At 37.2% G+C, this 25,374-nt stretch carries 18 protein-coding genes; 6 read left to right on the forward strand and 12 right to left on the reverse strand.

Annotated features, from left to right (window positions below):
* Positions 1 to 18: 18 nt before the first annotated feature.
* The 5 genes from NEOC95_RS00610 to NEOC95_RS00630 all read right to left on the reverse strand — a co-directional run bounded on the left by NEOC95_RS00610 (position 19) and on the right by NEOC95_RS00630 (position 8,197).
* Positions 19 to 837, reverse strand: a complete 819-nt coding sequence (locus tag NEOC95_RS00610) for a hypothetical protein (protein WP_166157282.1) — start codon at positions 835 to 837, stop codon at positions 19 to 21.
* Positions 830 to 2,578 carry a BatD family protein gene (locus tag NEOC95_RS00615; RefSeq protein WP_213150982.1) on the reverse strand — a complete coding sequence of 583 codons (1,749 nt, stop codon included), beginning with the start codon at positions 2,576 to 2,578 and terminating at the stop codon, positions 830 to 832. Before NEOC95_RS00615 ends, NEOC95_RS00610 begins: the two co-directional genes overlap by 8 nt.
* The gene (locus tag NEOC95_RS00620) at positions 2,572 to 5,508 is read right to left on the reverse strand and encodes a vWA domain-containing protein (protein WP_213150984.1); all 2,937 of its coding nucleotides are present in this window, start codon (positions 5,506 to 5,508) and stop codon (positions 2,572 to 2,574) included. The genes NEOC95_RS00615 and NEOC95_RS00620 overlap by 7 nt, the downstream gene beginning before the upstream one ends.
* Entirely contained in the window at positions 5,460 to 6,593 is a 1,134-nt protein-coding gene (locus NEOC95_RS00625; protein WP_166157291.1) for a vWA domain-containing protein, read from the reverse strand. Before NEOC95_RS00625 ends, NEOC95_RS00620 begins: the two co-directional genes overlap by 49 nt.
* Before the next feature lie 494 nt (positions 6,594 to 7,087).
* A complete protein-coding gene (locus tag NEOC95_RS00630) occupies positions 7,088 to 8,197 on the reverse strand; it encodes a PP2C family serine/threonine-protein phosphatase (RefSeq protein ID WP_166157293.1) in 1,110 nt (369 codons plus the stop codon).
* A 623-nt stretch (positions 8,198 to 8,820) separates the two neighbouring features.
* Here NEOC95_RS00630 and NEOC95_RS00635 point away from each other — a divergent pair.
* Positions 8,821 to 9,774: an IS5 family transposase gene (locus NEOC95_RS00635; RefSeq protein ID WP_213150986.1), complete on the forward strand. Its 954-nt coding sequence runs from the start codon at positions 8,821 to 8,823 to the stop codon at positions 9,772 to 9,774.
* Positions 9,775 to 10,690: 916 nt separating this feature from the next.
* On the opposite strand, the gene NEOC95_RS00640 is transcribed toward NEOC95_RS00635, so the two are convergent.
* A complete protein-coding gene (locus NEOC95_RS00640; RefSeq protein ID WP_166156312.1) occupies positions 10,691 to 11,512 on the reverse strand; it encodes a ParB/RepB/Spo0J family partition protein in 822 nt (273 codons plus the stop codon).
* An 89-nt stretch (positions 11,513 to 11,601) separates the two neighbouring features.
* Between NEOC95_RS00640 and NEOC95_RS00645 the strand changes: the two genes are divergently transcribed.
* Positions 11,602 to 11,928 carry a hypothetical protein gene (locus NEOC95_RS00645; RefSeq protein ID WP_213150988.1) on the forward strand — a complete coding sequence of 109 codons (327 nt, stop codon included), beginning with the start codon at positions 11,602 to 11,604 and terminating at the stop codon, positions 11,926 to 11,928.
* 203 nt (positions 11,929 to 12,131) lie between these two features.
* On the opposite strand, the gene NEOC95_RS00650 is transcribed toward NEOC95_RS00645, so the two are convergent.
* A complete protein-coding gene (locus NEOC95_RS00650) occupies positions 12,132 to 12,953 on the reverse strand; it encodes a ParB/RepB/Spo0J family partition protein (protein ID WP_166156312.1) in 822 nt (273 codons plus the stop codon).
* A gap of 89 nt (positions 12,954 to 13,042) precedes the next feature.
* Here NEOC95_RS00650 and NEOC95_RS00655 point away from each other — a divergent pair, with 89 nt between their 5' ends.
* The 4 genes from NEOC95_RS00655 (at position 13,043) to topA (ending at position 19,129) form a co-directional block, all read left to right on the forward strand.
* Entirely contained in the window at positions 13,043 to 13,858 is an 816-nt protein-coding gene (locus NEOC95_RS00655; RefSeq protein WP_166156309.1) for a RagB/SusD family nutrient uptake outer membrane protein, read from the forward strand.
* Positions 13,859 to 14,316: 458 nt separating this feature from the next.
* Positions 14,317 to 14,514, forward strand: coding sequence for a hypothetical protein (locus NEOC95_RS00660; protein ID WP_166156306.1), 198 nt, complete (start codon positions 14,317 to 14,319; stop codon positions 14,512 to 14,514).
* Positions 14,515 to 14,953: 439 nt separating this feature from the next.
* Positions 14,954 to 16,057 (forward strand): 3-dehydroquinate synthase, encoded by a 1,104-nt coding sequence (aroB, locus tag NEOC95_RS00665; RefSeq protein WP_166156303.1) that lies wholly within the window; start codon positions 14,954 to 14,956, stop codon positions 16,055 to 16,057.
* A gap of 486 nt (positions 16,058 to 16,543) precedes the next feature.
* Complete coding sequence (topA, locus tag NEOC95_RS00670; RefSeq protein WP_166156300.1) at positions 16,544 to 19,129, forward strand: type I DNA topoisomerase; 2,586 nt, start codon at positions 16,544 to 16,546, stop codon at positions 19,127 to 19,129.
* Between the two features lie 250 nt (positions 19,130 to 19,379).
* Here topA and pyk read toward each other — a convergent pair whose 3' ends face one another.
* The 5 genes from pyk to NEOC95_RS00695 form a co-directional block, all read right to left on the reverse strand.
* The gene (pyk, locus tag NEOC95_RS00675; RefSeq protein ID WP_207391806.1) at positions 19,380 to 21,149 is read right to left on the reverse strand and encodes a pyruvate kinase; all 1,770 of its coding nucleotides are present in this window, start codon (positions 21,147 to 21,149) and stop codon (positions 19,380 to 19,382) included.
* A 426-nt stretch (positions 21,150 to 21,575) separates the two neighbouring features.
* Positions 21,576 to 22,760: a hypothetical protein gene (locus tag NEOC95_RS00680; protein ID WP_166156298.1), complete on the reverse strand. Its 1,185-nt coding sequence runs from the start codon at positions 22,758 to 22,760 to the stop codon at positions 21,576 to 21,578.
* A 633-nt stretch (positions 22,761 to 23,393) separates the two neighbouring features.
* Entirely contained in the window at positions 23,394 to 24,272 is an 879-nt protein-coding gene (locus tag NEOC95_RS00685; RefSeq protein WP_166156296.1) for a hypothetical protein, read from the reverse strand.
* A gap of 208 nt (positions 24,273 to 24,480) precedes the next feature.
* On the reverse strand, positions 24,481 to 25,125 hold the full coding sequence (locus tag NEOC95_RS00690; RefSeq protein ID WP_166156294.1) for a hypothetical protein: 645 nt from the start codon (positions 25,123 to 25,125) through the stop codon (positions 24,481 to 24,483).
* A gap of 17 nt (positions 25,126 to 25,142) precedes the next feature.
* A partial coding sequence (locus NEOC95_RS00695) for a hypothetical protein (RefSeq protein ID WP_213150990.1) occupies positions 25,143 to 25,374 on the reverse strand: 232 nt, incomplete at its 5' end.

Raw genomic sequence — 25,374 nt, forward strand, 5'->3', positions numbered from 1 at the left:
ATATTTTCAATCCAACTTTTAAGGCCTCAAAAAGCGAATAGATTCTTGAGAAATGAAACCTATTAAATGATCGGTCGTTCGTATCTTTAACACCCTTCCCTGTTCTTCAGATTCCAGCACCTCTACTTTACTTCCTCCCCTTAAAGGTTGCAAAGTCACTAAAGCCAAGTTAAGATTTTTTTCTCCATATAAGTGAGTCGCGTGAATCAAAACACCTTCTATAGGCTCAAAATATTGGCTATAAATAATGCTACAAAAAAATAAGAGATTTACAAGGGCTACGCTACCCACCAGAATTTTTAACCTTGCCCAATTTTTCCATATCCATAAAGAGGCAAGACTGCAAAAAAGAAAAGTAAAGACACATAGAATTTCTAAACGCTCGGGTAAAGACAAATAAAAGTGAAAGGAAAAAACTTTTTTTAACAAGGAAGGTGACTGCGTAGAAGGGATATTTAGCTTAGCAAGCGTTTCTTTTAATTTAAACTCAACTTCCAGATCGCGTGGCCTTAAGCGCTTAGACTGATAAAAATAAAAAGCCGCCCAGGGATACTGCTCAAGATTAAAATAGGTTTCAGCCAAGTTACTATACAGGGCACCATTGCCCTGCAGAGGGCAATAGAGCTTATCTAAAGAATGATAAATCATCAATAATCTGTTAAGGGATTGGCGACGATGAAAAAAATTGTTAGATTGCGCAGCCTCTTGGTAAGCTGCACGCGCTTGCTCTAAAAGAGGTACGGAAGAATTAGAAAAAGGAAGGATAAAAAAATTTAAGAGAGCATACCCTATTGCTACGCTAAGCAAAGCACAAAAATAGATCGTTTTATTAACCATGTTTAATCTCTTGAAGTTTTTGGTGCAACCGCTGCCCTTCTTCTAAAGCTTGAGAATAGAGCTTTTCATCTGGCGCTGTGCCACTATAACGCTGAAAATCGATAGACAGCAGCAAAGCACGTACTTCGCCTGCAATCCCCTCCAAAGGTAGATCTGCTCCTACAACTTCTTGGTGATTAATTAGGCCACATTCAAATAATTGCTGGATTAACAATCGATGAAGCAATTCATAAAAGAGAGGAGAATTTTGGGGGGCTTTTAACATCTCTTGATACATGCCTAAGCTCGTCTTCTTTTTTGCTTTCCCTCCTCGAATTTTTAGTGAAACTTGTAATTTATATTGCAGTCCCACTACTCCTAAGCTTAAAGGAATTAACCCTATTACCCACCAAGAACCCAAAATTTTATTCCTTAAATCGGCAGGGTCTAAAGATTGCATTTGATAGAAAGCTAAAGGAGGCAGATGCTGATAGCTCTTTATCCATTCTGCTAAAGTTTCTTGGCTTTGAAAGGTTATAGGAAGAGAAGAGGCCAGATCAGTAGATAAGATATTTTCGCTAGGAGAAATAGTAAGAGCAATAGGAGCGCTATGCAAAATTTTATACTGCTCGCTCTTAGGATCAAAATAAGAAAATTGAATAGAAGGCAGACTTTTAATCTCTGCAGAAAGAGGGTAAAGCTGGATCTCAAAGTATTTGCTATCATCTTCTTTTTTACCTATCGCAGGAAGGTCATTTTCTTTAAAAAGGCCGCTAAAGCCTGGTTGACAACAAATTTCAGGAAGAGAAACGCTATCCCAATTCGAGGTATTGCCTTTAATGGTTACCCTCACAAAAACTGGATCTCCCACGCTAAGGGTTGCAGCACTCAGTAAGTTTATATCCATCGTAAATTCTCCAAAAGCTCCATTAAAAGAAGCTGGCTGATCTTCTAAGGGAAAAGGCTTTACGCTTAGTTTAACAAGGGGTGCTTGAGAGCTAAGATGAGTGGTTGTAAACTGCTTATTACCTCTAGCATCTTCCACGTATACTACTCCTTCGATTCTGGAAGGCCCCCAAGCATATTCTCCAGGTTTAAGCGCTTGAACTTGCTGAGAAACTTCAAAAAAGCTTAAATCTTTTTCTGTCCAAGTGCGGATATCAGGACGCCCTACTTTCTGCAACCCCTCTGCTTCCAACATAGGCAATACTTCTTTTAAAAGAGCAATATTGCCTTTATAGCTATAGCGATAAACTAATTTTGTTTCTTGGCCTGGATATAACTGTTTAAGACCTTCGTTGTAAGCCTCCAACTGAAGAGCAGCCTTAAAGTTCTCATCCGATGATGCTAAAGGAGAGGCAAGAGGAGCTTGAATTTCATAGGTAATAGGGAAAGTTTTAAAGATTTTCCCATCCACTTTTAAAGATAAAGAAGAAAGTGTGTAGGTTCCTTGATTTTGAGGAGGTAAAGTAAATTGATAGATACTGACAGTTAATAGGCTGTCGGGAGAGATTTTTACGCTCCTCAGCAAATTAATCTTTAAAAAACGATCATTTAAAAGGGCACTTGATTCCTCTACTTTTTGATCGCTATTATGCGTAACTTCTAGTGTACCTTTTAAGGGCCATCCTTGATGCAAAGTCACTGGATCAAGAAAAGCACTTACAGAAATATTTGCTAAGACAGAAGCTTGAATCAAGATAGATCCTAAAAAGACTAACATCCCCTTCAGTTTCCAATGATAAAAAAGAAAAGCTACCATGGCTTTAAACCTTCTTTGATAAAAGCAGGTTGAGAAGGCAGCGGTTGATCTTGCCTATTCATCTGTTGAATCAAACGTGCCATCTCCTCAAAAGATGATTGAAAAGGCTGAGGAGATGAGGTTTGTAAATTAGGTTCCATAGAGCACTTACCTGTTTTATGAGGTTCTTTCATCTTTGTAAGGGCCTCTTGCCAGATATCCAATACTTTTTCCTGAGCCTTCATAAGTTTAGGTAGGTCTAATAACGAAGTTTGAACAAGGTCTACAATTTTTTTAGCCAGCCTATTTCCTTGCTGAAATAAAGGAAACACTTCGTTCCAGGGAGAAAATTGGCAACGTTCCTCCCTCCCCGCAAGCGAAGCTTTGGCATTAAATTTTGCAAGCTGCTGAGAGTAGGCAGCTTGATGAAAATATGAGGAAAATGTTAGCAAATATTCCTGGGAGGGTAGGATAAACAAAGCTGCCTCATGCACAGTCTCGCCTTGGCTTTCTTGCAAACGAGCGAGAAGTCTTGCCTGAGCTAATGCATGCCTCTGTTCATCTATCGCAGCTTCAAGGACTAGATCTGGACGAGCATGAATATCGGCGTGAAGAATTAAAAGAACACGCCTTAACTGTTGAAAAGATTCATTAAAGTACAATTGAGCTTTTAAATCCTGCAAAAGTTGAAGCTGGTCCGAACTCGCCTGCAAATTATTTTCGATAGCCTCCATACCAGCTTTAAGTCTTTCATGTTCTGAAGGCAAGGAAATCCTATGCAGTTTTTGCTTTAAGAAAAGCAGCGTATTAAATTCTAGAAGATCTTGCAAAGCGGCTAGTGAAAAATCGCTTAAAAGACTGGCTATATTCTCTTGAAAGGGATGTTGCGCAAAAAGAAGATGCATAAAGTGATTTAACCCCTCCATTGCCATTCCTAGGTTAGCTTCAGCGGCAGTAAAATGGCTCTTTGAGATTAAGGGAGCTACCTGATTAAAATATTTTGCCGCTCTTTCCAATAAGAAAAAATTTTTATCCCTCTGGAGTTGAAGATTAAGTGCATCCCATAGAGGAAGCCAACTCATTACATGTCTCTTAAAAAGATCTCGATATTTATCTTCTAAAGAAGCTGTCAGATGGCTTTCCAACAAAAAATCAAGATCTTGCTTGAGCAGCTGCAAGCCGGTTGCTAACCATGGAAGACTTTGCGAGGGGGCTGCCTGCACCATAAGATTATCTCTAGCTTTTTCGCGCATATCCACCCTAGCCATTTTAGAAAGAGTAGCTGCTTGGCCTAAAGGATAGCCCTTTTGACACTCATCTTGCCCGCTAAGTTTTAAGAGTTGACATTCAGCTTCTTGAACTAAAGGAATGTTTTCTAAAAAGCATTCAAAAAAGTAAAGCGCTTTAAAATAAGAATCTGGAAGAGGTGACGAAGAAGCCTGCGGAACTTGGCGTAACCTCTCTCCCTGATAAAAGTTAGCAAGCGCAAGATTTCTAAGAACGCGATACCTTAATAAAGGCGCACTAGTTTTGTTCCTCGATAAAGCCTGCAATATCTCGATAGCTTCCTCTTGCTTTCCTTGTGCAGCCAAAGCAGTCCCTAAATTATATGTCACTACACTTTTTTCCCATGCAGATAGATCTTCTGCTAGCATTTTTTGATAGATGTTGGTTGCTTCAACATAATTTTTAGCTGAAAAATAATCGGCTCCCAGCTGCAGCGACTCTTGCAGATTTTCACTAGCGGTAATTTTACCTAAGAAAAAAAAGCTGATGAATAAGAAGGCTGAAAATTTATTTAAACGCAAAGAAGTAGATGAAGAAAAGGCCCTATCTGGCCATAACAGGTAAAAAGCCAACAAAAGGATAGCCAAACTTAAAGGAAACTGGTAATAGGAATCATACTTTAAATCCTCTTCTACATTTAAGGCTTGCCTTGCATCCTTTAAAGAAAAAATATCGGCTTTAGAAATTTGAGCAGCAAGATCCTCAGCAATGGCACTAGCAGGAAAAGCATAGCCGGCGTAATAGCGCCCCTCCCCTTTTTCACTTAAAGCCTTCAAAACATCTTCGTTTAAATGAGAAATGATTCTTTGGCTTTTATCCCTTAAATGAGAAATTTCTAGGCCTTTCAATGTACCTACACCAATCGTATAAATGCGCGTTTCTTGCAGCGCACCTAATGAAGCTTCTAGCTCTTTGATATAATTTAGACGAGCACTTCCCGCTAACTCTTCCAAGCGATTATCGCCACCATCAGAAATGATAATGATAGTTTTAATAGAAGAGGTTAAAGATGCCAGGTAATGTTCATGCAGATAGCGCAGCATATCTTTTAGATCAGTTCCACTTACATCACCTTCATTAATCGCCAAATGATGTAACATGAGCCGCATAAAAAGGTAATCCATAGAAGGCGGAGATAGCTTGGTCACCTCTGAGGTAAACCCATACAGCGATGCTGACTGCCCTTGCAGGCGGCTTATTACCTGATCGGCAATATTCTTAGCATTCTCTAAACGGCTTTCGCCTAGTCGTCCATCTAATAGGCTCATAGAGGCAGAAGCATCAATCAAAAAAACCACCTCATGCGGTTGCATACGCTTAATATCATGCGTCTGTTGAAGATGTTCTATCATTTCTTGAGAATAATGGGGATGGCCTTTAGGCTGCATTAAAGCTAAGCAAAGGAACATCCAAGCTCCACATATTGCTGCTACCTTTAAGCCCAAGCATAGCTTAGGCTGGGCCATTAATACATAGGGCAATTTGTCTTTACTCGTATAATGAGCAAAGATTTTTAGACGGTGGCAATAAAGCCTCCAAAATAATAGTAGAAATAGGAGAATAAAAAATAGTAAATAGCTTGCTTGGGGAAAAGTATAGTAAAGCCCATTAAAGTTCATGGAACCTTCCTTAAGAAGGTCGTTTGCAGGACAATGGCTAGCCATACCATAAACATTCCGCCTGCTATTAAATAAGGAGAAAATGAAATCTGCTGATAAATAGACGGTTTTCCTCCCACCAGCCCTTGCGAAAGAAGAATACTTTTTTCTAGGCGATCAATCGTGGCATATACCGTTTTCATCTCACCAGGATCATTTAATATAAATAAGCCTCCTCCCGTCAATTGGGTAATTTCTTCCATTTGTCGCCGCTGAGAAGATAGCTGATCAGCATACATCCTAGGATCAATATTGATAAAATAAAGACGAACCCCCTTTTCTTTTGCAAAAGCTGCCGCCTCTTTTAGTCCTAGATTACGCCAAAGGCTATTTTTGTCTAAAATATTAGGATCTTGCAGGCCATCTGTCACTAAGATAATGATAGAATTTTTTATGTTATAAGCAGGCAGACTTTTTTGAGCTAAATGATTAGCATAATACTGGGTAGCAGCAATCATGCTAACAGTTTTGTAAATAGCATAACCCATGGCCGTACCATTGTCTTCTTGTTTTTTAACCACCTGAATATGAGCTAAAGCTTTTAAAATCTGTTGATGGTCTAGGGTCAAAGGAGAAAGAATATGAGGCACTCTAGCAAAGGTGATGAGTCCTATAAGATCGTTAGCTCTTCCTTTTAAGCCTGCGGAAGGGTTTCCTTCGATAAATTCTTTTGTGACTTGTTTAAGGAGAGCTTCTTTGGAAATATTCTGTCTTTTACCGCCAAGGGTAGCTGTCACCTCTTCTGCCATAGAGCCAGATTGATCAAGTAATAAGTAAATAGCAATTCCCTCGGTGGGGAGAAAATTTTTATCGTCTTTCTCAGCAACAGCTAAAGAGGGCCTGCGCACCAAAAGATGCGGGTCTGCTAAAGCAACTAAAAACAAAATTAATCCACCCCCATGAAGCCAAAGGGGAAGCTGAGAGAAGGTGGTCTTCCATCCAGAATTAAGAAAAGAAGAGTCTAGATGAGAAAATAGCAGGGACGGTTTTCTCAGGTGATTTTTTTTCCTTGCTAGGCCATAACATAAGCTAAATAAAACTAATGCTACTATGGATCCCCAAGGGTCGATTTCAAAAGAAATATTTTGCATACATTTACTTTACTACAGATGGGTATAACAAAATATAGATAAAGGATAAATAAGATAATGGCTTTTCTTAAAATAGCTAGAATGGCCCTATCCATTTTTATCACTGCATGCAACTTATTAACCTGTATAAAATTTATTTAAATAATATAAAACCTGTTAGGAAACATTAAGATCTTTAATGCTCTAAGATAAAGAGCATAAAAAAATATTAATCATAGGCTCTTAAGATACTCTTTATGCAGCCCCTCCTTTATAAGCCCCTCTCCTTTAAATAGAAGAGGCAGCTTTTAGAGGATGAAGGTAGGCAGATTTAGCCCTCTAAGGGGCATGATAGTGAATCCATTGAAAAGGCTAGGGCCGCTTTTTATTTTTCTTAACACTTTTAGTCAGCTTTGCTTCTATAAAAGCCCAAGAAGTAAAAAATTTAAATTTAACTTCCCAATTTCTATGATTTCCAAAGATGAGGACTTTAAGGCTTATATACAAAGTTGACCTTAAGGGACTACCATGATAAAAGCAGCGATATCATCGCTAGAGTTTTTATCTGTAGGATCTAATTTTTTAATATTAACATAATTGTCTCTCTCGAAGGTGGGGTGAACAATAGCCGCCTTAATTTCCTCCAAAAGATGGATGGGATCGATCTGCTGATGGCATAGAATAGAATGAAGAATTTCAGCGGGCAGAAAATCTGTAACTCCATCTGTAAATCCATAAATTTTGTCTCCCGTCTGGACCTCTTTTATCTCTAAATGAATGGATGAATTTTTACTTAGCGAAGACAATTCTAACGAGCTTTCGGGCGTAAGGCGGTGAATTTCCCCTCTCGTTTCATGCCATAGGGAACTATCTCCCACATGTGCTGAACAAACATATTTTTTTTGATCTATTTCCAAAATAATTGCCATACTAAAAGTAGATGCTGTGCCAGCTATTTCAAAAGAAGTATTGATATCTAATAAGACGCTCTTCATAAAAAGTAGAACTTGATCTTTATCATGGGTGCCCAACATTTCACTTTTGAATTTGCTTACAAAATCTCCATTAAACTTATTCCAAATAGGCTCTAATTTATTAGCTCTAACTCCTGGGTTACCATGCCCTGTTCCATCCGCAATATAAGCCGTTGCACATTCAGGAAAAACATGAACGAAATCCAAGACTCCCTGCTCAGTATCTTCTGAATGATAAGTCGCCGAAGCCTCACATCCCCAACTTTGGATGCTCATAGTTTTTGTAATAAAAAGGGGATCAATGTGGCAAATCCAGCGGCGCGCATTCAGGTTAACAATTTTTTCATCAAGATGCTGCAGAGCTTTTCTAGCGGTGGTGTCTTTTATTTCTGGGTTCTTTTCTCGTAAAAAATTGGCTACATTACTTAAGCTGGCTTCTCCTTTACCTAGATAGGCTAAAATTTTCTGCAGAAACGATAGCTGGCTTCTATCACTTAAAACTTGAAGGGTTTTTTCTCCGTTAGCTGTACGAAGCAACAAAATAGGCCTCTGGCCTCTATCATTTTTATTTTCTTTCGTTTTACTATACAAATCATAATAAGCATTAAGAGTGCTTTCTAAAGATGAATTTATATGACTTCCTGAGCTCATAGATGGTCTCCACTTTACTGATTATAGGATAAAGTTATAATAGCAATTAAATAGGATAAGGTTATAAACGAAATTAAATTTGTATTTAAATACCTAAAGAGGCTAGCATTCTTTTATATTCTAAAAAACCGACTCTATTAAAACTTTTTCCTTTGACAATTTTTAGATAGAGTCTAATCGATTACTTATCTTTAACGGGTGATCATGCTGCTAATTAGCGCATCTACGTTTTTAAATAATTTTTTCCAAAGTACTTCTTTAGCTAATCGTCCCGCTCCTGATTTTTTACTTCACTTGCAAAAATTTTTCAAAAAATAAATCTCCCAAGAACAGCCAGTTATCTGGGCGCAAAATTTTTTAAGAACCTACCCGATTAAGTTCTTTTTAAATTAAACCCTACTTATAATAATAGCATTAAAAAATAATAACTAAATATAAAATTTTAATATTTTAATATTTTAATATTTTAATATTTTAATATTTTAAATTTATAAAATAAAATACAACTTATTGGATAAAAGGGCGTTGTTGCGTAAATGCTAAGAAGTGTAGGCGATAAGATTGCCCTTTAACACATAAGAGCTATAAAATTTAGTTTGCTTAAACAAAAATATAGGCAGGCTATGGAAAAAAAGCTTAACTACCGCATACGTAACTGGTCGGATTATAACAAAGCTTTAGAACAAAGAGGAAGCATAACTTTATGGTTTTCGGATGAAACTATTAAAGGATGGAGGGAAAATAAAAGCACGGGGAAGAAGGGCCGTCCAAGAATTTACTCTGCTGACGCTATCCTATGCGTGTTGATGATTAGGGCGGCTTATCATTTACCCCTCCGTGCTGTACGAGGGTTTGTGTCATCGCTGATTACTTTGCTGGCTTTGGGATTGCCTGTTCCTTGTTATACCCGCATTTGTAGGCGTGCTAAAGAGCTTGGGCAAGAGCTTACAAAGCTAAGCCGTAAGCGTCCGACAGACATAGTCTTTGATTCCACTGGAGTGAAAGTTTATGGCGAAGGAGAGTGGAAAGTACGCCAGCATGGCAAAGCAAAGCGGAGGACTTGGAGAAAGATTCACTTAAGCGTTTGCCCAGACTCGCATGAGATTATTTTGAGTGAACTAACAACTAGCAATAAAGCTGATGATTTAGTGGCAAGCCAAATGATCCCCAAGCTGCCAAAGAGCGTAAAGACCACTTATGGAGATGGTGCTTATGATAGGCAAGCTTTCTATCGATCGTCTTATGCTCGGGGGATGGATCCTGTAGTGCCTCCAAGAAGAGGAGGAAGGCTAAGCCAAGAGACGGACAAACCGTGGATGAAAAAAAGAAATGATAACATAAAAGTCATTCAAGGCTTGGGAGGAGATGATGAGGCTAGGCAGCTTTGGAAAAAGCTTAGTGGCTATCATAGAAGATCGCTTGCTGAAACGGCAATGTACCGCTTTAAAAGAAGCTTTGGAGGAGATTTTCGCTCTAGGAAGCTAGACTATCAGCGGGCAGAATTATATGCTAAATCTTTGGCGATGAATAAGATGACAAAACTTGGAATGCCCAAAGGACAATGGGTACTAACTTGATAAGCTTTTAAACAGACCAACTATTAGATCATTTACGCAACAAGGCCGGATAAAAGGAAGGTTTATTTATCGGCAGATGTAGAAATTGAGATAAATATCGTGAAAAAAGAGGTAATAAAAATCTAAAGAAAGTTTTCCATTGGCTCCTTCTATCCTACGAGTCAAAGAAAAGACCTTACATGACATGCGAGCCTCTGACACGGAAAAACAGCTGAATAGAGATGAAAGAGATGACCACCCCTACATTTGCTAGTGTTTACAGTTAAATGATTATTAACATCTTTTCAGCAAGCGGTCATGGAGATATGCCTACTTGATGCACTGAGGATGAAGGGAAAATAAAAACACGCAGCCAATAGAAAAAACAGTTATTTGCAAGCATTTTTGGCTTCGCAGGTGCCAGCAAAATCGCCTTTAAAGCTTGGTATCCGCCCTATGATCGCCTACTATCTTCAAACAACAATAAATACCGGCAAAACTAAAATTATTCCTCCTGACTCCAGGCTTTAATAAAAACATGAGAATGAGGGAGTAATCTTATTGTTGCACTTTATTGAAAAAAATTTATCCCGTAGCTCTAAAAACTAAATTTCCTAAAAATTTTTATCATCTTGATAATTCGTAGCCGATAAAAGCAGATAGATTCAAGAACCCAGCTTAAAAAGCTATATCTCGCTAAGAGAAAGTGTTATACAACCTTGATAAAAGGTTAACCTATCAGCCTCCAATCTAGTTAATATTTCAAGACTCTTCAGTGCTTTGTTTCAGCTTATTTTTTCAGAAAAATCTTAAAAGATTAGCTACCCGCTAATATAAAAATCCAATATGACCTATAAAAGCCCTATTGATGATTAAACAAATCTCATCAATCATGTAAGATAAGAGCAATCAATTTTCAAATACAGGGGATATAAACTTATTCCCTGACTCCCAAAGCTTCTAACAAGCGCTCAAGATCGTCAAGGTTAAAATAGTCGATAGAAATGCGCCCTTGCCTTCCCTTGGCGCGGATAAAAACTTTAGTGCCTAGTTTATACTGCAGTTTTTCTGCTAGTTGCTCTAAATAAAAGTCACGCGTTTCATAAGAGAGTTTCTTATGCTTAATTTTTTGCTTAAGTTTTTGTACCGCTTTTTCAGTTTCACGCACACTTAAACTCTCTCTTAGAATCAATTCATGCAGATAAACCTGCTTTTCGGCCCCTTCTACCGCTAGGATAGCTTTGGCATGCCCCATGGTAATTAGATTTTTACTTAAACTATCTTGTATAAGATTAGGTAAAGACAATAAACGTAGATAATTGGCAATCGTCGAACGTTTTTTTCCCACCGAGGCGGCTAGCTTTTCTTGGCTAAATTTAAATTCTTCCATCAAGCTAAATAGGGCTTTAGAAATCTCTATAGGATTTAAATCCACTCGCTGAATATTTTCAATTAAAGCAGCTTGGGCAGAAAGTATATGACTTGACGATCGCACAAGCACAGGAATTTCGAATAAGCCTGCTAGCTTAGCAGCACGAAAGCGCCTTTCTCCTGCCACCAGCTCATAATGCGAAGAATTTTCCACAGTTCTAACAATAGGTGGATGAATTAAGCCCACTGCTTTTATAGATTCAGCCAATTCTTTTAATTCAGATTCAGCAAACTGCCGTCTAGGCTGAAAAGGACTTATATTAATATGATCGAGCGGCACATAACGCAATTCTTCGAACAAAGAAAGTTTTTCCTGGGAAACATTCATACGTTTTACTTTTAACTTTACAATAAATAAACATGTTATATGATATTCGTTCTAGACAGCGCAAAAATCAAGCAAAAAAGCCCTCAAATATGAAAAAAAATCTAAAACGCGAATTGCTCTCCTCCGACACATCCCTCTCTTGGTCTGATGCCCTCCTAGCGCATCCTTTGACTCAATGGGCCTTAGGTAACGGAAAAATTCTTCTTTATTCTTTTTTAGGGCTTATAATCCTTGGCTTTATTCTCTTTCAATTTATATGGCGCCATCATGCCGCTTCTGAAGCTGATTTTATACGTGCGGAGAAAGAATTTTCTCTTTTTACCTCTTCTCAAGAAAGTAGCGATCCTGCCGCGGAAGTAGAAGCGCTAAGAAATCTTCATGCAATAAAGTGTTATACAACCTTGATAAAAGGTTAACCTATCAGCCTCCAATCTAGTTAATATTTCAAGACTCTTCAGTGCTTTGTTTCAGCTTATTTTTTCAGAAAAATCTTAAAAGATTAGCTACCCGCTAATATAAAAATCCAATATGACCTATAAAAGCCCTATTGATGATTAAACAAATCTCATCAATCATGTAAGATAAGAGCAATCAATTTTCAAATACAGGGGATATAAACTTATTCCCTGACTCCCAAAGCTTCTAACAAGCGCTCAAGATCGTCAAGGTTAAAATAGTCGATAGAAATGCGCCCTTGCCTTCCCTTGGCGCGGATAAAAACTTTAGTGCCTAGTTTATACTGCAGTTTTTCTGCTAGTTGCTCTAAATAAAAGTCACGCGTTTCATAAGAGAGTTTCTTATGCTTAATTTTTTGCTTAAGTTTTTGTACCGCTTTTTCAGTTTCACGCACACTTAAACTCTCTCTTAGAATCAATTCATGCAGATAAACCTGCTTTTCGGCCCCTTCTACCGCTAGGATAGCTTTGGCATGCCCCATGGTAATTAGATTTTTACTTAAACTATCTTGTATAAGATTAGGTAAAGACAATAAACGTAGATAATTGGCAATCGTCGAACGTTTTTTTCCCACCGAGGCGGCTAGCTTTTCTTGGCTAAATTTAAATTCTTCCATCAAGCTAAATAGGGCTTTAGAAATCTCTATAGGATTTAAATCCACTCGCTGAATATTTTCAATTAAAGCAGCTTGGGCAGAAAGTATATGACTTGACGATCGCACAAGCACAGGAATTTCGAATAAGCCTGCTAGCTTAGCAGCACGAAAGCGCCTTTCTCCTGCCACCAGCTCATAATGCGAAGAATTTTCCACAGTTCTAACAATAGGTGGATGAATTAAGCCCACTGCTTTTATAGATTCAGCCAATTCTTTTAATTCAGATTCAGCAAACTGCCGTCTAGGCTGAAAAGGACTTATATTAATATGATCGAGCGGCACATAACGCAATTCTTCGAACAAAGAAAGTTTTTCCTGGGAAACATTCATACGTTTTACTTTTAACTTTACAATAAATAAACATGTTATATGATATTCGTTCTAGACAGCGCAAAAATCAAGCAAAAAAGCCCTCAAATATGAAAAAAAATCTAAAACGCGAATTGCTCTCCTCCGACACATCCCTCTCTTGGTCTGATGCCCTCCTAGCGCATCCTTTGACTCAATGGGCCTTAGGTAACGGAAAAATTCTTCTTTATTCTTTTTTAGGGCTTATAATCCTTGGCTTTATTCTCTTTCAATTTATATGGCGCCATCATGCCGCTTCTGAAGCTGATTTTATACGTGCGGAGAAAGAATTTTCTCTTTTTACCTCTTCTCAAGAAAGTAGCGATCCTGCCGCGGAAGTAGAAGCGCTAAGAAATCTTCATGCAATCATGGCAGCACATCCAGAATTATACCCCAAATATGAGGGATTAATTGCTGAGACATTGTTACTAAGAGGAAAAAATGAAGAGGCTAGTCTGTATGCGACATCAGCAATTAAGCGAACAGCCTATGAAAATGATCCTTTCTATACTAGCTACGCCCAAACAACCCTTTTATTAGCTAGAGAAGAATATGAAGAAGGCTTGAAAGCCGCACTTAACCTAAGAAATTCGATGCTAGAACAGGGAGAGGCATTCAAAGATAAACCAGAAAAACTGCAATATGGGACTTTTTTATATGCTTTTAACTTATTAAGGATAGCCATGCTGCAGCAACAGTTGTCTCTTTTTTCAGATGAGCTTGCCACCTGGAAAGAATGGGAAGATCTAGCCCTAAAAAGCCGTGAAGGTACTCTTCCTTTTTATTTAAAAGATCAATTATTTTTATCCTTTAATAACTTGTTATCTGAAGGGAAAGCTTCCTTGGCTGATTATATAGAAGCAAGAAAGAAGCTGATAACAAAATAGTTAATAAGACTTGCTAATGTTTTTTTTAAGCTGCTATAACAAATTTTATCATGTATAAGTTTTAATAGGCATGATCGCTAGAGGATTTCCTAAATCCTGCACAACCTCTAGAGCCCTAGAAAGCCACATGAAAAAGAGTGCAGAACTATAAAAGTCCCGACTGATTTTTTAAGAATGAGAAATATAAAGAAGTTATAAATGAAATAATTATGCCTATCTATTTTAAAAATGGTGGGCTAAAAATGAATAGGGAAGATTAATCAATAGGTTGCATAATTTAAATTTTTTGAGATTTTTTATCTAAAAGGCTGTATTTCCAAAATATCACCTTAAAAAAAAACAAAAAATATAAAGCGCCGCTTTTGAAATCTCAATCAAAATTTTGAGACCACAAACGAGCCTTCAATCATTGAAAAAGTTTCCCTCTTAACCGCTCGATTAGGGCAGGTGGAGAAACAATGGTGAGTGTTGAAAATAGTTCATTTACTTTTAACGATATCCATGAACAAGCTGGGGAAGAGAGCTTTCTTCCTGCCTTGAACGTAATCGTTAACAAGCGACATACAATAATAAATAACACCCCATCTCTTTCCGTAGCGTCAGACCTAGCAATGAACGCCGTGGAAGTAAAAGGAATGTTTACAGTTTCTTTCTAAATAGGAAAAAGAGTACCCAATGCTATGACGGTTACCTTTCAATAGCCGTCTTAATTTTTCGGCATGCCCAACTCCTAACTTATTGGCTATTTCAAACTAGGAAGCAAGCCGTTAGAAAATGGTTAAGTTCAATAGGCTAAATTACTTTCAATTAAAATGGGCTTGTGCTCTCCTATTTTTAATTTCTGTAGCTAGGTACCCCTCTATGAAAGCAAAGAGAATAGATCCGCTCTCTCTATAATAACCCCCAATACTGGATAACTCTTTCAACCAAAAATGCAAAGTGCTTTCTCTAAACTGAAAAAAGACTATAAAGCAATTTATCCTTTTACTGACTCTGTAGGCTTTAGCTACCTATGCAAAAATCAGGCTTTTAACCAAAGGGCTTAAAAAGATTTATAGTTAGTCCATTAAATTATGCATAAATAAATCAAGAGATATGGATTCCTTAAGCCTTCGTCAATGGACCTCGATTAACCTTACCTTGCAAGATTCTTCTATTCTTATTAATCCCGTTCCTCTTTTTACAAATCTGCAGCTTAAAAGAGATTATTCCCAGCTGGTTATTATCTCGGATGCTAATGTTTATCCTCTTTACGGGCCTTTCCTTACCGAGCAATTGCCTTTAAGGCAAATAAATAAAATCATTCTAGCCCCAGGGGAAAGATCTAAAAGCCTGCAAACTGCCACTTATTGCTGGCAAGAACTCCAACGCTTCGAAATAGATCGTCATGCTTTGATTATTAGCTTAGGAGGAGGCGTCATCACTGATTTAGCAGGCTTTGTAGCCTCTTGCTATATGCGTGGTTTAGACATTATCCATGTTCCCACTACTTTAATGGGCATGGTAGATGCGGCTATAGGAGGAAAAACAGCAGTAAACTTTAGGGGGAGCAAAAATCTGATTGGTAGTATTCATCCTGCCCGACAGGTATGGATCTTTTCTTCCTACCTTCAATCTCTTCCTGCAGAAGAGTTTAGTGCAGGCTTAGCTGAAATAGTTAAATATGGGATTATTCAAGGTCCTCAGCTTTTCGAGGAATTAGAAAAAAATACGACAGCCATACTTGCTAAAGATTCTCAAATTATGCATCTTCTCATCGTAGAATGTTGCAAAATTAAAGCCTTTATCGTAGAAAAAGATGAAAGAGATTATGGCATTCGGGCTACATTAAATCTGGGACACACCTTTGCACATGCCATCGAAGCGGCTATGGACTATCAAATTTCGCATGGCCAAGCAGTCTCAATAGGATTAAGCTGCGCTTTTTATACCAGTAAAATTTTAGGTTTTATTGAGCATTCTCTCATTATTCGCTTGCATAATTTGCTCAAAAGCTTAAACTTGCCCCTTTCATTACCAGAAGAGCTATCAGAAGAAACTTTGATTAGCTATATGTATAAGGATAAAAAAACAGTGAAAGGAAAGCTAAATTTAATCTTAGTGAAGAAAATTGGTAGCGTAGAAAGGATAGAGGCGGTTGAACCTAAGCTTATCTTAACAGCTTTAAAGCAAAAGAAAGCGGAAAAAGAACTTGAATGAGTTAAAAAACCTTGTTATTCTCTGCGCTCAATCTCTTTTTGAAACGCAAGGCCCCTGGATTAATAATTTCTTTGCTAACAGCATGAGAAATAAGGGAAGCTGCCTTATATATTTGCAGCCCTTTTAAGAGCTTGGCGCATAAGGAAAAAATTATAACCCCATTCTATAGCAAATTATAGTTTGGCAAAAGGCTAAATGTAGAAATTTATTCAGCCATTTTCTATTTAGCGATCGCACTGTCCAGGAAAAGGGTAAAAAACAGGCGTAAGTATTTGAGGTTCTAAAAAGAGAAAAAGCAACTTTTTTAAGATGAATACCGTGGAATTTAAATTATAAAAAAATATAAAAGGCACGCTTTTTCTATACAAGCATGCTGCATAAAAAACTAATAACTACAAATTGTATATCTTTTTAATAAGCTGTAGTAGTAAAAAGCAGTAAAAAAGTATCTTTGTTAAATATATAAAAAGGTTGTTTGAGGCAAGAATGGCAAAATCTTTAATTATTGTCGAGTCACCAGCGAAAATTAAAACGCTCCAAAAATTTTTAGGGCCTCACTATATTTTCGAATCTTCACTAGGACATGTACGTGACTTACCAGAAAAAGAATTCGGTATCGATATTGAACATAATTTTGAGCCTACCTATATCATTATGCCTAATAAAGACCAGGTCATTCAACGACTGAAAAAAGCTGCTAAAGGTTGCGATACAGTTTATCTATCTCCTGATCCTGATAGGGAAGGAGAAGCTATTGCCTGGCATATTAGCCAAATTCTTCCACCCCAAACCAATATCAAACGTGTCTCTTTCAACTCGATTACTAAAGATGCTGTAGTTAAGGCACTTAGCCAACCTCGACCTATCGATGAAGCTCTGGTTAATGCCCAACAAGCCAGACGTCTTTTAGATCGCATTGTAGGCTATAAAATTTCCCCTCTTCTTAATCGACGTATTCATCGAGGAAAAGATAGTTTTGTATCGGCCGGTCGCGTGCAATCGGTAGCGCTTAAGTTAGTGGTCGATCGAGAAAAAGAAATTGCAGCCTTTAAGCCCATTGAGTATTGGAATATTGGAGCTATTCTTAAGAATGAGTTAGAAGAACGTCAGTTTCGCGCCAATCTTTACTCTGTAGATGGTAGAAAAGTTGAAAAAGAGGAAGTAGAAGGTAAAAATTACTTAATCATCGACAATAAAGCTACAGCAGACGATATATTAGCACGGATGAAAGATAAGCCTTATCATGTAGCTAACGTAGAAAGAAAGGAAAAACGTCGTTATCCTGTCCCTCCATTTATTACCTCAACCTTGCAGCAAGAAGCAAGCCGCCATTATGGATTTTCTTCGGCTAAAACTATGAACATAGCTCAGGGCCTCTACGAAGGTATTGATCTAGGAAATGAAGGTGCAGAAGGCCTAATTACCTATATGCGTACGGATTCTGTACGTATTTCTAATGAGGCCCTTGGCTCAGCACGGGAATATATCTTAGAAAAATATGGTAAAGATTATCTTCCTACTGAAGCTAAACAATATTCCACCCAAAAAAGTGCCCAAGATGCTCATGAGGCCATTCGACCTGCTAATTTAAATCATGCACCAGAGAAAATTCAGCCTTATTTGAGCCGAGAGCAATTCTTATTATATCAATTAATTTGGAGACGCTTTATCTCTTCCCAGATGATGCCGGCTATCTACGATACAGTCTCAGCAGACATAAAGGTAGGAAAAGATATAATTTTAAGAGCTACCGGGTCGGTCATCAAATTTTCTGGTTTTCTAGCTGTATATGAGGAAAAGAAAGATGATGACGATAAAGATGAAGAAAGTCGCCAGCTACCTAACTTGCAGGAAGGTCAAAGCCTACAACTTATCCAATTAACTTCTGAGCAAGCCTTTACTCGACCTCCTCCCCGTTACACAGAAGCTTCTTTGGTTAAAGAATTAGAAAGATCTGGGATTGGGCGTCCTTCAACTTATGCTACTATTATGAATAAGATTCAAAGCCGCGACTATACGATTAAAGAAAGTGGGCGCTTAAAACCTACGGAATTAGGTTTTGTGATAGCACAAATGCTTGAAACAAACTTTCAAAAGATTATGAATATAGGCTTTACAGCTCAGATGGAAGATGATCTGGAATTAGTTGCTGAAGATCGTAAAAACTGGAAAGTACTTCTACAAGATTTTTGGAAGGAATTTTTACCTACTGTCGAAATTGCTGAAAAAGAAGCTTTTATTCCAAAAGTTCAAACAGATATCGACTGTCCCAAATGTGGTGGCAAGCTTCAAAAAATCTGGTTTAAATCTAAATATTTTTATGGCTGCTCCCGCTACCCTGATTGTGATTTTACGGCTCAATCTGAAGAACTCTCCTTTAATAAAGAAGAGTATGCTTCCGATTTTAACTGGGAGCAACCCTGCCCTCAATGCGGCAAAAGCATGAAAGTCCGCCATGGACGATTTGGAGCTTTTCTAGGGTGTACTAACTATCCTGAATGTAAAGGTATTGTAAACATCCCCAAAAAAGGCGAGGCTCTTATTTCTCAAAAAAGCATGCCAGCTTGTCCCGCCTTAGAGTGTCCAGGACAGATAATGGCAAGAAAATCGCGTTTTGGAAAAACTTTTTACAGTTGCTCTACCTACCCTGAGTGCGACGTAATTGTTAACGATTTAAAGCTCTTAGAGTCTAAATATCCTCATCATCCGCGTACCGCCTATATAAAAAAGCTTAAAGCTACTCGCAAAGGCAGCGAAGAAAAAACTTCCTCTAAAAAGAAAGCCGCTAAAAAAGAGAGCAGTAAAAAGAAAACGACTCCAAAAGAATCTACCCGTAAGCAGCCAGAAGTTAAAGTCTCTAAAGAGCTTGCTGCTATTATTGGAGCTTCTGAAATGTCTAGAGGAGAAGTGATTAAAAAGCTATGGGCCTACATTAAAGATCATAATCTACAAGATCCTCAAGACAAGCGCTTAATTGTCCCCGATGAGCCTTTGGCAAAGGTTTTTGGAACTCAAGAAGGGGTAAATATGATGAAAATAGCAGGTATGGTTAATAAACATATCCAAAAGTGACCACCTTATAGGAAAAAATCATATAAGGAAAGGGATCGAATCAATAGCCTAAAGGCTAAGTTTTTAACTGGTTAGATGACAAAGGCTGAAGAGAGCTGGAACAGAGAAAAAAATTTCAATAGAGCTCTTGGCAGGGTACATTTGTAATTTTTTAGATAAATTTTTAAGCCATCTCTTCATTTAGAAACATTCAACAGCTAGATGCTTTTCTATGATATATTTAGGCTGAAGGTCCGCTTATCTTTAAGGTTCAAAAAATTACTCCCTTGTAAACCAGCGCTTTTTCCGGATCTAAGGTGACAAGCTGGCCTTCTTTTAATATTCTACTGGCTTCGTCTGCTCTTACAATGGCAGGCTTATCCAGCAACTGAGCAATATGGATAGCAAACTTCTCTGATTCCACATCATCAATATGGTTTTGTAAAATAATTCCTTTCGATTCTTGAATGAGGGAAAGGAATGAAGGGTCGCATTTCGTCATGACAAGTAGCTGCCCCCTTACCGCATAATCTTTAGCAGACTCCGGAGATAAAACAAGGGTGGCATTTCCATGCACGCGGGAACCTACACCATGATGGCCTCGCACCAATACATCTCCTATGCTCTCTACCATCATCATATTGGTAGTTCCAGAAATGCCAAACGGAGAGCCCGCTGTTACGACTACCAAATCGCCATTGCTTACTAAATTTTCCTTTAAAGCAAAAGTACTGATCTTAGTAAAAGCCTCTGAAATGTTTTTTGTAGGGTGAGAGCTTAAATAGGGCTTTACACCCCAGCTTAAAGCCAGCTGATGGTAGCATTTCTCATGGGAAGTCATAGCTATAATAGGCATTTCGGGTCTTAATCGAGACAAAAGGCATGCTGTTGAGCCTCCACTAGTAAAAGCAAATATAGCTTTTGCTCTAGAGCTGTAAGCTGTTTTTACCGTAGCCAAAGTAACCGCAGAAGGGACATCATGATGAATCAGACCTGAATGAAAATCAAAAAAAGCACGATAATTGAAATCTGCCTCCGCCTCCTGCACGATACTTCGCATCACTTGTACGGTTTCAAAAGGATACTTTCCTATCGCCGTTTCTCCTGATAACATTACCGAAGAAGTGCTATCATATACCGCATTAGCCACATCAGAGGCTTCAGCACGCGTAGGACGAGGGTTGTTGATCATAGATTCTAGCATCTGGGTAGCTGTGACCACCGGTTTCCCTGCCAGATAACTTTTTCTTATCATCATTTTTTGAAGCCTAGGAACTTCACTTAAAGGAACTTCTACCCCTAAGTCGCCCCTGGCGATCATAATTCCATCTGCAACCTGAACGATGCTGTCAAAATTTTGTATGCCTTCCTTATTTTCAATTTTCGCATAGATCTGAATATCTGGCTTTTTTTCTTTAGTCAAAAGTCTTTTGATGGCAAGTACATGCTCTGGTGAACGTACAAAAGAGGCGGCTATAACATCTACATCATGCTTACAGCCAAAATGAATATCGGCTATATCTTTTTCAGTAATGTTTGGTAGACTCAAGCTGACATTCGGGATATTCACCCCTTTACCTGATTTGAGGACACCTCCATTATCAATCTTAACGACCACCTTTTCAGCTGTAGATTCGATGACATGGGAGCAGATGTAACCGTCATCAAAAAGAACCCGCGTGCCTATACTAAGATCATTTAAAACATAGAAAGGATGAACGCAGACTCCTTGCTCGCTTCCTTCTATAGAATTTTTAAATAAATTTAATAATTGTCCATGCCTGAGGTTAATTTGTCCCCCAGTAATTTTACCAATTCGAATTTCAGGTCCCTTGGTATCTAAGATAATAGCTAAAGGCATCTTTTTCTGAGTACGAGCTTTCTTAAGGTTGTTAATCACAATCGCATGTTCCTCATAGCTCCCATGGCTGAAATTAAGACGGGCAGCATTCATCCCGCCTTCCATCAATCGCATCATCTTCTCTACCGTATTTACAGCAGGGCCAATGGTACAAATAATTTTTGTCTTAGTGACCAACATAGAAAAATACCTGATAAGGGTGTGCGTTAATAGTCATTTAAATAGTGTGTCTGCCTTAGCACCTGGTGTTTAGAAAAAGTTATTATATCTTACCGACCAAATTTGACAATAATAACTCAAAAACTTTGCTTTAAATAAAAGATTGTTTTTAAACGCCATACAAGCAATCAAGAAAGCTACCATATCAAGTCTAAGAGATTCAATCTTATTTATCTTATAATTTAGCTTTAGCACAGATGAGCTGGAAAAGCCCTTTAAATTTATACTTATCAAAAAAATTGCAGAAAAAATTAATAAAGGAAGGAGCCAATGATGAGCTAGGAAAAATTATGCCTAAAAGAGGAAAACCCCAAAGTGATTATTCTTTTTCTCAATAAATGCAGTGTAAATTTCTTTTCTATGTCCCCAGAACAGATAACTCTTCATTTATAGCAAAGGCAACTTCTTTTTATGCTTACCTCTACAGCAATTTACAAGTGTATAAAGAGCTTTTATTAAGCGAGAAATTTGATTATGAGCGATTTTACTACACCTGGAAAAAAATTTCCGTATAGCTATAAAAATGAAAAGTAAATAATTATTAAAAAAAGCTCTCATCCCAAAAAATTTTCTTTTTTTCTCAAAGTTTACATCAAGAATAGGGCGTATTTCTGGGACTTCTAACCTTTTTCTAGTTAGTCGGGGAAGACCATTAACTTTTTTTTCTTCCTCTATATAAGGATTTTCATACGGAATAACTTCTTCATAGAAAGCTAGATCTTCATTTCCCATTTTTCTGTGGTAGAGAAAGATGCTGCTACCCCACTCGTCTTTGTCTGCTTGGGTAAGCAAATGTTTTACTTCATCCATATGAAAGATTGTGAAACCCTCATATCCCCAGCTACTAATTTTTTCATTAATTAATCTCCTTAGTTGATCCAATTGCTTACTTATTTTTTGTTGCTCAGAAAATTTAGATTTGGAAAGAAGGGGAAAAGATGAAAAAAAAGATTTTTTCTTTCTAAAGCCCACAAGAGTGAAAGTTTTTTCCTTGCATATATGGTAATAGATGTCTCTTTTCATTGAAACAGCTATGGAAGCATAGCCATTTGCTTCCATAAAATCCACGAAATAGCCAGCTATTTCCAATAAAGAAACGCGAGGTTCGTAATATTCTTTTTCTTTATACCTGTAAGTTTTATTAATTGAAACTTTACCTAAACTCTTTAGCTTATCTACATCTTTTTGTAGCAATACACTTTTACCTACAGGCATGTTTGTACAAAGTTCCTCAAATTGTTTTTCCATTTCCTCGATTATATGTGGAGGCGAGATCGTAGGGTCTTTAGCCACTAAGTTTTTAGCTTGTAATAAAATAGATTCTACTTTTTTTACTAATTGGCCATATTGTATACTTGTTGTTCCTTCACGTGTTTTTTTAGCTAAGCTATGGAAATGTGCGAAAAGATTAAAAGTTTGCTCAAAGGCCTGCATAGCAGTAGTATGGGTTGCTTGAACCAAAGCTTGAGTCTCTTCTTCCCTCGAAGCAAAAGATAGGGGTTCCCTCTGATCTGCTACAAGGATAGGATGAAAATGTAAGAGAGCCGAGGGATTAAAAAAAACTTTTTTCATTTATAAGCATCCTGTTTATTTAAACCTTGCTCTTTTTAAAGTAGTGTGGCCATGTATGCTTAATTTGTTCATGATTGGCCTCTAAATATAACGGTATGTATGCCTAGATGAATTTTAGCCCATTTCCTCGGCTTAGTCTCTACCATGGATTTTACATCCCATTCCCCTTCGCATGCTATTCTTATCCTTATTGCGCAAGCAAAAATGATTGCTGAATTTACTCCATTTAGCCAAAGAAGGTGAATTAAAGGCAAATGTCACTATCCTTGTGCACATTAGCGAGTAATTTGGCCCCCTTCACTTCTAATGTTAACCTAGCAATAAAGGATTTAGCAAAGCCTTCTAGAAAACGATAGAGTTTTTAAAGTAGGTTTTAACATATGTTAGTATCTCAAACCTAGTATTTGAAAGCATTTCAGAACTTCGTGTCCCCGTAAAGGATTTCCTCGTATTCTTGGTGTGCATACATCCGTTTATTTAAATAAATATAAAAAATTAGTTATAAAAAATGCAACATAAAAGGCTTTAAAGATTAAATTCTCTTCATTTACTTTTAAATTAATTAAGTGAAGGATAAAGTTTGTTTTGTTTATTCGTGTGTATTTGTGTCAATCTTTTTTTAAAGTAAGACTATCACAAAAAAATATCTTCTTCATACATTGCTAAATTTTCATTTCCAACTTTTCGATGGAAAAGAAAGATGCTAGCACCCCATTCATCTTTGTCGGATACATCCAACACATGTTTAATTTTATCCATATGAAAGAGTGTAAAGCCTTCATATCCCCAACGGCTAATATTTTTCTTAATTGATTTTCTTAATTGATTCATTTGGTTAATTATTTTCTCTTCTTCAGACATCTTAAAAACTGTTGAAAGTTTTGATGACCACGTAGACATGGAAGAAGCTGTCTTTCTAAACCCAATCAAGGTAAACATTTTTCCTTTGCACATATGATAGTAAATGTCTCTTTTCATTGATACAGCTATAGAAGAATAACCATTCCCCTTCTTAAAATCTTCGAAATAGTTAGCTATTGCCAATAAAGAAATATGAGGTTCATAATATTCATTTTCTTTGTATTTGTAAGTTTCATTAATTGAAACCATTCCTAAACTGTTTATCTTATCTACGTCTTTTTGTAGCAATACACTTTTACCTAAAGGCATGTTTGTACAAAGGTCCTCAAATTGTTTTTCCATTTCCTCAATTATATGTTTATCCTGGTGTGCCTCCACTAAGTCTTTAGCTTTAATTAAAGCTTCTTCGGCTAATTTTACTAGCGCCCCATAGTGCTCACTTGACAAGTCACCACGTACCTGGGTAGCCAGATAATAAAATTGCTTAAAAAGAATTGATATTTCCTCAAAAGTTTGTATTGCTTGCGTGTGGGCTGTTTGTATTAACTCTCGATTGTCTATTGCTTTAGCACTTTGAGATTCAAAATTGCTTTGACTTGATGAAGGACTAATAGTATTTAAATTATAATCGCTTGATAAATTTATGTTCATTTTATTCTACCTTGCTTGTACTTTTTGTAACTATTCAGGTCTAAGTAAGCTTTAACAATCAGCTGCTTATGAACTCCTTACTTTTGACCACTAGAGTGTACCGCTTTGTCACCTATTCTTAGAGGATAGGGATAGATAAAGTCAAAAACTTAATTTTCATAAGCAGCTGATTGTTAAAGCTTACTTAGACCTGAATAGTTACTACTTTTTAATCTTTGCTTATAAAAAATTGACGCATGACTTTACCGCTATCTATTCCCACTTGAACTAATTTTGAGCCGGTATCTATATGAATTTCTGCGTCCTTCTCAAGATTTTCGGGTACTATTATATAGATAGTTTTATATTGAATGTAGGCAGTTTGTATTTCATGCTGGCATTTTTTTTCAGTTATTGCATCAGTAGCTAATTCATCCGATGCCAACAAATATTGCTGAATACTAGTATGGTCTAAAACTTTTCTGTAAACTGAATTGCTTTTGAATAAGGAGCTAAAAAAAGCTGACAGTGAGTGAGATATAATGCTAGTATTAGTACGAATTAGTTCAATTTTTCTTGCTTGACTTGCTTTATTATCACCATAAAATGTGTAACCTACTCGGGTAACAGACACTCCCTCATATGTAAACTCGGGAAGCCTAGCAATTACAAGAGCGCTTAAATGAGAATTTGAAATTGAACTGAGATCGTCTCCTCCTAAAAGATTACATACTTTAGCTCTTTTTAGCTTTGCATTTTCCTCTTCTAATTTTCTGTTTTCTTGCTCTATTTTTTCCTTTTCTCGTGCTAGCTGTGTAGCCAAACTAACCAATTCACTATGGGACATTCCTGAAAGGTGGGTAGTTATATTCATAATTTTCCTTTTTTAATTTAAATTAACTGAATGGATTTATTCATGTCATTATAGGTGCTAAAAAACTCAATAAACATATCTGCTCTAAGTAGTAGTTTTTCTTCTTCCGGATAAAGTGTTAGTTTTACTTGGGTTAAGTCTCCCCATTCTCCTTTTTGTTGCTCAATAAAAACGTAAGCGGTCACGGGATATAAAAGGTTTTTTAGATAACAGAAGGCATGGGTTGCTTGGTACGAGCGGCATATATAG

The organism is Neochlamydia sp. AcF95 (assembly GCF_018342455.1).
In the GTDB taxonomy this organism is placed as follows: Bacteria; Chlamydiota; Chlamydiia; order Chlamydiales; family Parachlamydiaceae; genus Neochlamydia.

Coding starts and splice junctions, on each gene's coding strand:
- NEOC95_RS00610 (WP_166157282.1), bottom strand. CDS start 837: ATGGTTAATAAAACGATCTATTTTTGTGCTTTGCTTAGCGTAGCAATA.
- NEOC95_RS00615 (WP_213150982.1), bottom strand. CDS start 2,578: ATGGTAGCTTTTCTTTTTTATCATTGGAAACTGAAGGGGATGTTAGTC.
- NEOC95_RS00620 (WP_213150984.1), bottom strand. CDS start 5,508: ATGGCTAGCCATTGTCCTGCAAACGACCTTCTTAAGGAAGGTTCCATG.
- NEOC95_RS00625 (WP_166157291.1), bottom strand. CDS start 6,593: ATGCAAAATATTTCTTTTGAAATCGACCCTTGGGGATCCATAGTAGCA.
- NEOC95_RS00630 (WP_166157293.1), bottom strand. CDS start 8,197: ATGAGCTCAGGAAGTCATATAAATTCATCTTTAGAAAGCACTCTTAAT.
- NEOC95_RS00635 (WP_213150986.1), top strand. CDS start 8,821: ATGGAAAAAAAGCTTAACTACCGCATACGTAACTGGTCGGATTATAAC.
- NEOC95_RS00640 (WP_166156312.1), bottom strand. CDS start 11,512: ATGAATGTTTCCCAGGAAAAACTTTCTTTGTTCGAAGAATTGCGTTAT.
- NEOC95_RS00645 (WP_213150988.1), top strand. CDS start 11,602: ATGAAAAAAAATCTAAAACGCGAATTGCTCTCCTCCGACACATCCCTC.
- NEOC95_RS00650 (WP_166156312.1), bottom strand. CDS start 12,953: ATGAATGTTTCCCAGGAAAAACTTTCTTTGTTCGAAGAATTGCGTTAT.
- NEOC95_RS00655 (WP_166156309.1), top strand. CDS start 13,043: ATGAAAAAAAATCTAAAACGCGAATTGCTCTCCTCCGACACATCCCTC.
- NEOC95_RS00660 (WP_166156306.1), top strand. CDS start 14,317: ATGGTGAGTGTTGAAAATAGTTCATTTACTTTTAACGATATCCATGAA.
- aroB (WP_166156303.1), top strand. CDS start 14,954: ATGGATTCCTTAAGCCTTCGTCAATGGACCTCGATTAACCTTACCTTG.
- topA (WP_166156300.1), top strand. CDS start 16,544: ATGGCAAAATCTTTAATTATTGTCGAGTCACCAGCGAAAATTAAAACG.
- pyk (WP_207391806.1), bottom strand. CDS start 21,149: ATGTTGGTCACTAAGACAAAAATTATTTGTACCATTGGCCCTGCTGTA.
- NEOC95_RS00680 (WP_166156298.1), bottom strand. CDS start 22,760: ATGAAAAAAGTTTTTTTTAATCCCTCGGCTCTCTTACATTTTCATCCT.
- NEOC95_RS00685 (WP_166156296.1), bottom strand. CDS start 24,272: ATGAACATAAATTTATCAAGCGATTATAATTTAAATACTATTAGTCCT.
- NEOC95_RS00690 (WP_166156294.1), bottom strand. CDS start 25,125: ATGAATATAACTACCCACCTTTCAGGAATGTCCCATAGTGAATTGGTT.